The following is a 4,619-nucleotide window of genomic DNA, read 5'->3' as shown; positions in this document are numbered from 1 at the left end:
TCGCCCTCGATCCACCGGTAATGACCTTCGCCGACCTCTTCGAACGAGCCGCCGAGCACGACGCGGACGCCGAGGCGGTGAGCGCGGCGCTGGGCGAGCGTCGGTCTGACTCCGGAAACGGGGACACCGCCGAGAGCGACCAAAAAGCGACCGACGACGGCCCGAACCCCGTCGATCGCGACCCGAGCCCCGCCCGCGTCGTCGCCGACGCCGACGTGCTCGCGGCGGACCTCCTCGTCGGCGGACCCTCTCGCGAAGCGCTCGACGCGCTGCGCGCGCACTCGTGGACGACGCTCGTCGCCAGCGACGCGCTCCTTGACGACGCGGCGGCGGTGATCGCCTCACTCGCCGACACTGACCTCGCGGCCGACTGGCGCGACGCGGTCGAGGCGTGGCGCGAGCCGGTCGCGCACCCCCCGGGAGACCACCCGGCGCTGGCGTCCGCGTACCGCGGCGCCGCGATGCAGGTCGTGAGCCTCGACCCGTCGCTCACGGGGGCGCGGGCCGCGGCCGGGCTCCGGGACCGACTCCCCGTGAGCGTGCGGGAGCCGCGGGCGTTCGCGACCGTGTTCTCCGCCGAGAAGCTCTACCCCGAGGCCGTCGGCGGCGCGTACCCCGGCCCCGACCGCGACCCGCGCTCGATGGGCCCCGTTCGGAGCGGCGGGGACCAGCAGCGATAAACGACCGCCGGCCCGACCGACGGTAATGACCGATCCGGACGCGACCGCGGAGGGGACCGTCGTCGACGACGGCGACGCCCCGGAGCTGCCGGACGACCTGGACGCGGTCCGCGAGGCGCTCGTGGCGTGGTACGAGGCCGACCACCGCGAGTTCCCGTGGCGCCGCACCGAGGACCCGTACGCGATCCTCGTCAGCGAGGTGATGAGCCAGCAGACGCAGCTCGACCGCGTCGTCCCCGCGTGGGAGGACTTCCTCGAGGAGTGGCCCACGACCGCCGACCTGGCCGCCGCCGACCGCGGCGACGTCGTCGCCTTCTGGTCGGACCACTCGCTCGGCTACAACAACCGCGCGACGTACCTCCACGAGGCCGCCGGACAGGTCGAGGAGGACTACGACGGGGAGTTCCCGGAGTCGCCAGAGAAGCTACAGAGCCTGATGGGCGTCGGGCCGTACACCGCCAACGCGGTGGCGTCGTTCGCGTTCGACAACGGCGACGCCGTCGTCGACACCAACGTGAAGCGCGTGCTCCACCGCGCGTTCGCGGTGCCGGACGACGACGCGGCGTTCGCGCGGGTCGCCTCGCACGCGATGCCCGACGGCGAGTCCCGCGTCTGGAACAACGCGATCATGGAGCTTGGCGGCGTCGCCTGCGGGACGGCCCCACGCTGCGACGAGGCCGGCTGCCCCTGGCGGCGGTGGTGTCACGCCTACGAGACCGGCGACTTCACCGCGCCCGACGTGCCCACACAGCCGAGCTTCGAGGGGAGCCGCCGGCAGTTCCGCGGGCGGATCGTCCGGACGCTCGGCGAGTACGACGACCTGACGCTCGACGATCTCGGTCCGCGGATCCGCGTCGACTACGCTCCGAACGGCGAGTACGGCCGGGAGTGGCTCCGCGGGCTCGTCGACGACCTCGCCGACGACGGGCTGGTCGCGGTCGAGGACGGGAACGAGGAGGCGGTCGTCTCGCTGCGTCGGTAGCGCGTCGACGCGGGGCGCGCCGCACCCGTGCGGCGGCCTCTCGCGAGGGCTCGCTGCTGCGCCCGCGGGAACCGTCACCCGTTTATCACCGGAGCGGGAAGGAGGAGCCATGAGCGAGACCGTCGACTCCGACCTCTACACGCGGACGAAGGCGCTGCTGGAGCCGGGCGACATCGAACTCGTGGGGTGTATCGTCCACACGACGCTCGGCGGACAGGAGGACCTGGAGATGCACGAGCTCACGGTCGCTGTCAACGACGTCATCGCCAACCACGCCGGCAAGGGCGAGGCGTACATCGAGGCGGGCAACGACGACACGAGCTTCTCCTCGAACCAGTTCCAGGGACGCACCCTCGACGGCGAGGACTTCGTCTGGGAGTGCCAGCAGCTCCTCCGCGACGGCACCTTCGACCTCGTCTTCTACTACGAGGCCGGCGTCGAGCAGGAGGCGCTCGCGGACGACCTGGCCGCCCTCGACGACGTCGACCGCGTGACGCAGGTACCCTGAGCGGCGGTCCGGGTGGTCTCCCCGTGAGCGACACCGTCCTGATTCCCGGCGGCCGCGACGTGCGCGCCACTCTCGACACCGCAGCGAGCGACGGGGGCGAGTCGAAGCGCGACGGCGACGCCCGAGCCGACGCGGTCGTCGTCGCCTGCCCGCCGCACCCGCAGCAACGCGGCCACCGCGGCGACGAGCGCCTGACCGCCGCGAGCGACGCGCTGACCGATCGCGGGATCGACTGCCTCCGGTTCGACTACGGCGACTGGGACGAGGGGTACGGCGAGAGCACGGACGCCGACAACGCAGTCTCGTGGGCGGTCGAGCGCTACGAGCGCGTGGGGCTGTTCGGCTTCTCGTTCGGGGCCACGGTCGCGCTCGTGACGGCCGCCTCGCGCCCCGGCCTCGCCGGCGTCTGCGCGCTGGCGCCGACGGCCCGGCTGAACCCCGACGTCGACGCGGTCGCCGCCCTCGACGGCCTCGTGGATTTGGGTGTACCGACGCGGATCCTGTACGCGACCCGCGACTCGACGGCCGACTGGGAGCCCGTCGTGGAACGGGCCGAGGAACTGGGCGTCGAGACGCAGGCGTTCGAGTCGGACCACTTCTTCGTGGGACGGGCGGCGGACGTGGGAGAGACGGTGGCGGCGTTCTTCGGGCCGCGGTTGGGCGGTGATATGTAACGAGCCCCACTCGGTCGAGACGAGAGGCGAGAAGCGACGCTGTTCATCCAGGCCCGCCCGAGAGTTTTAGCCCGTTGGTCCCGAAACGCGAGGATATGAGTTCGGCAGGTCCCCGAGGGCTCCAGGCCGTCCCCGAAGAACTCCGCGACCGCGAGTCGTGGCTCGACCCGTTCGACTGGTACGAGCGGATGCGTGAAGCGGCTCCAGTCCGGTACGACGCCGAGCGTCGTACGTGGGACGTCTTCCGGTACGAGGACGTGAAACGCGTGTTGGACGACGACGACGTGTTCTCGGTGGACCCTCGGGAGGCGGACGACTTCGTCGAACCCGACGGGCCGGGCGAAGGGCTGATCCTCGATACGATGCTGTTCGAGGACCCGCCCCGCCACGACGAACTCCGGGGCGTCGTGGACGAGTGGTTCCAACCCCGGACGCTCGCGGACCGCGAACCCCACTTCCGAGACCTGGCGGGCGAGTTGCTCGACGACGCCGTCGGGGCACGCGGGCGAATGGACGTCGTCGAGGACCTCGCGTACCCGTTCCCGGTCGCGATTATCGCCGAACTGCTCGGCGTCCCGTCGTCGGATCGGGACCGATTCAAGACGTGGTCGGACGCGCTCGTGGAAGCCGCGAGCGACGGAGAGAGCGCGGACGCGTTCGCGGAACGCCAGCAGCAAACCCAGATGGAGATGGGCCAGTACTTCCTGGAAATGATAGAGGACCGCCGTGAGAACCCCCGAGAGGACCTCCTCTCCGTTATCGTCACCGCCGAATCCGACGCGGGAGGACGGCTCTCCCGCGAGGAGGCACTCGGGATGTGTATCCTGCTGCTCGTCGCGGGGAACATCACCACGACGAACCTCATCGCGAACGCGGTGCGGTGTTTCGCCGAGACGGACGCGGATCTGGTCGACGAGCTGCGTGGGGACGACCGCGCGCTCGCGAGCGCCATCGAAGAGGTGCTGCGATATCGGTCGCCGGTGCAGGCCATGAGCCGGGTCGCCGCGGAAGACGTGCGGATGCGCGGCGAGACCGTCGAAGCGGGCGACCGCGTCATCGCTTGGATCGGCTCCGCGAACCGCGACGAACGTCGGTTCGACGCGGCCGATACGTTCCGCCCCGACCGCTCACCCAACCAGCACATCGGGTTCGGTCACGGAACCCACTACTGTCTGGGGGCACCGCTCGCCCGACTCGAAGCCAAAGTCGGGCTGTCGGAGTTACTCGATCGCGTCGAGCGCGTGCGACTCACGGAGGCGCCCCTCCGGCCGACGCGGAGTTCGTTCATCTACGGCGTCGAATCGCTACCGATCCGATACGACGAACGACGGTAGATACGCATCGTTCAACAACCCGCCGTTTCGGACGGAAACCGCTACCTGCGAGGTTCAACAGGCACGGTCAGTTGTACCCGCGCCAGCGACGGCCGCACTCCTTGCACTTGAAGAAGCGCGTCGGGGGCTCGTCGGCCGCGCCCGTCTGTTTGATCGTGTACCACGCCTCGTCGTGGCCGCACTCGTCGCAGACGACGTCGGTCGCGGTCGGCTTCCCCTCGAAGTTCGCGCCCTCCTCCGTCTCGATCACCTCGTCGCCGGTCTGTTCGGTCGTCGACTCGAACGCGGCGGCGAGCGCCTCGTCGCGCTCGGCGGTGCCGCCGCAGTCGTCGTTCTGACACACCATCTCCCCGTCGCGAGAGACCATCATCGAGCCGCAGTCGTCACAGAACTGCATATATGGGTCACGGTAGGGCGTCGAGCGGTTTAGGTCTCGTGACT

General features: G+C 70.4%; 6 protein-coding genes. 5 read left to right on the top strand and 1 reads right to left on the bottom strand.

Features of this window, described 5'->3' with window-relative positions:
- Positions 1-20 precede the first annotated feature (20 nt).
- From U4E84_RS16220 to U4E84_RS16200, 5 genes are all read left to right on the top strand, one after another.
- Positions 21-680: a hypothetical protein gene (locus U4E84_RS16220; RefSeq protein WP_322533153.1), complete on the top strand. Its 660-nt coding sequence runs from the start codon at positions 21-23 to the stop codon at positions 678-680.
- Positions 681-705: 25 nt separating this feature from the next.
- The gene (locus U4E84_RS16215; RefSeq protein WP_322533152.1) at positions 706-1,662 is read left to right on the top strand and encodes an A/G-specific adenine glycosylase; all 957 of its coding nucleotides are present in this window, start codon (positions 706-708) and stop codon (positions 1,660-1,662) included.
- Positions 1,663-1,771: 109 nt separating this feature from the next.
- Positions 1,772-2,170 carry a DUF5778 family protein gene (locus tag U4E84_RS16210; protein ID WP_322533151.1) on the top strand — a complete coding sequence of 133 codons (399 nt, stop codon included), beginning with the start codon at positions 1,772-1,774 and terminating at the stop codon, positions 2,168-2,170.
- Positions 2,171-2,193: 23 nt separating this feature from the next.
- Complete coding sequence (locus U4E84_RS16205; RefSeq protein WP_322533150.1) at positions 2,194-2,844, top strand: alpha/beta hydrolase; 651 nt, start codon at positions 2,194-2,196, stop codon at positions 2,842-2,844.
- Positions 2,845-2,939: 95 nt separating this feature from the next.
- Positions 2,940-4,178 carry a cytochrome P450 gene (locus U4E84_RS16200; RefSeq protein WP_322533149.1) on the top strand — a complete coding sequence of 413 codons (1,239 nt, stop codon included), beginning with the start codon at positions 2,940-2,942 and terminating at the stop codon, positions 4,176-4,178.
- A gap of 67 nt (positions 4,179-4,245) precedes the next feature.
- Here U4E84_RS16200 and U4E84_RS16195 read toward each other — a convergent pair whose 3' ends face one another.
- Entirely contained in the window at positions 4,246-4,575 is a 330-nt protein-coding gene (locus tag U4E84_RS16195) for a transcription factor S (protein ID WP_322533148.1), read from the bottom strand.
- Between the last annotated feature and the right edge of the window lie 44 nt (positions 4,576-4,619).

It is taken from the genome of Halorubrum sp. AD140 (assembly GCF_034497445.1).
Taxonomy (GTDB): Archaea; Halobacteriota; Halobacteria; order Halobacteriales; family Haloferacaceae; genus Halorubrum.
The sequence above is the reverse complement of the archived record's forward strand: the minus strand, read 5'-3'. Positions and strand labels throughout refer to the sequence as shown.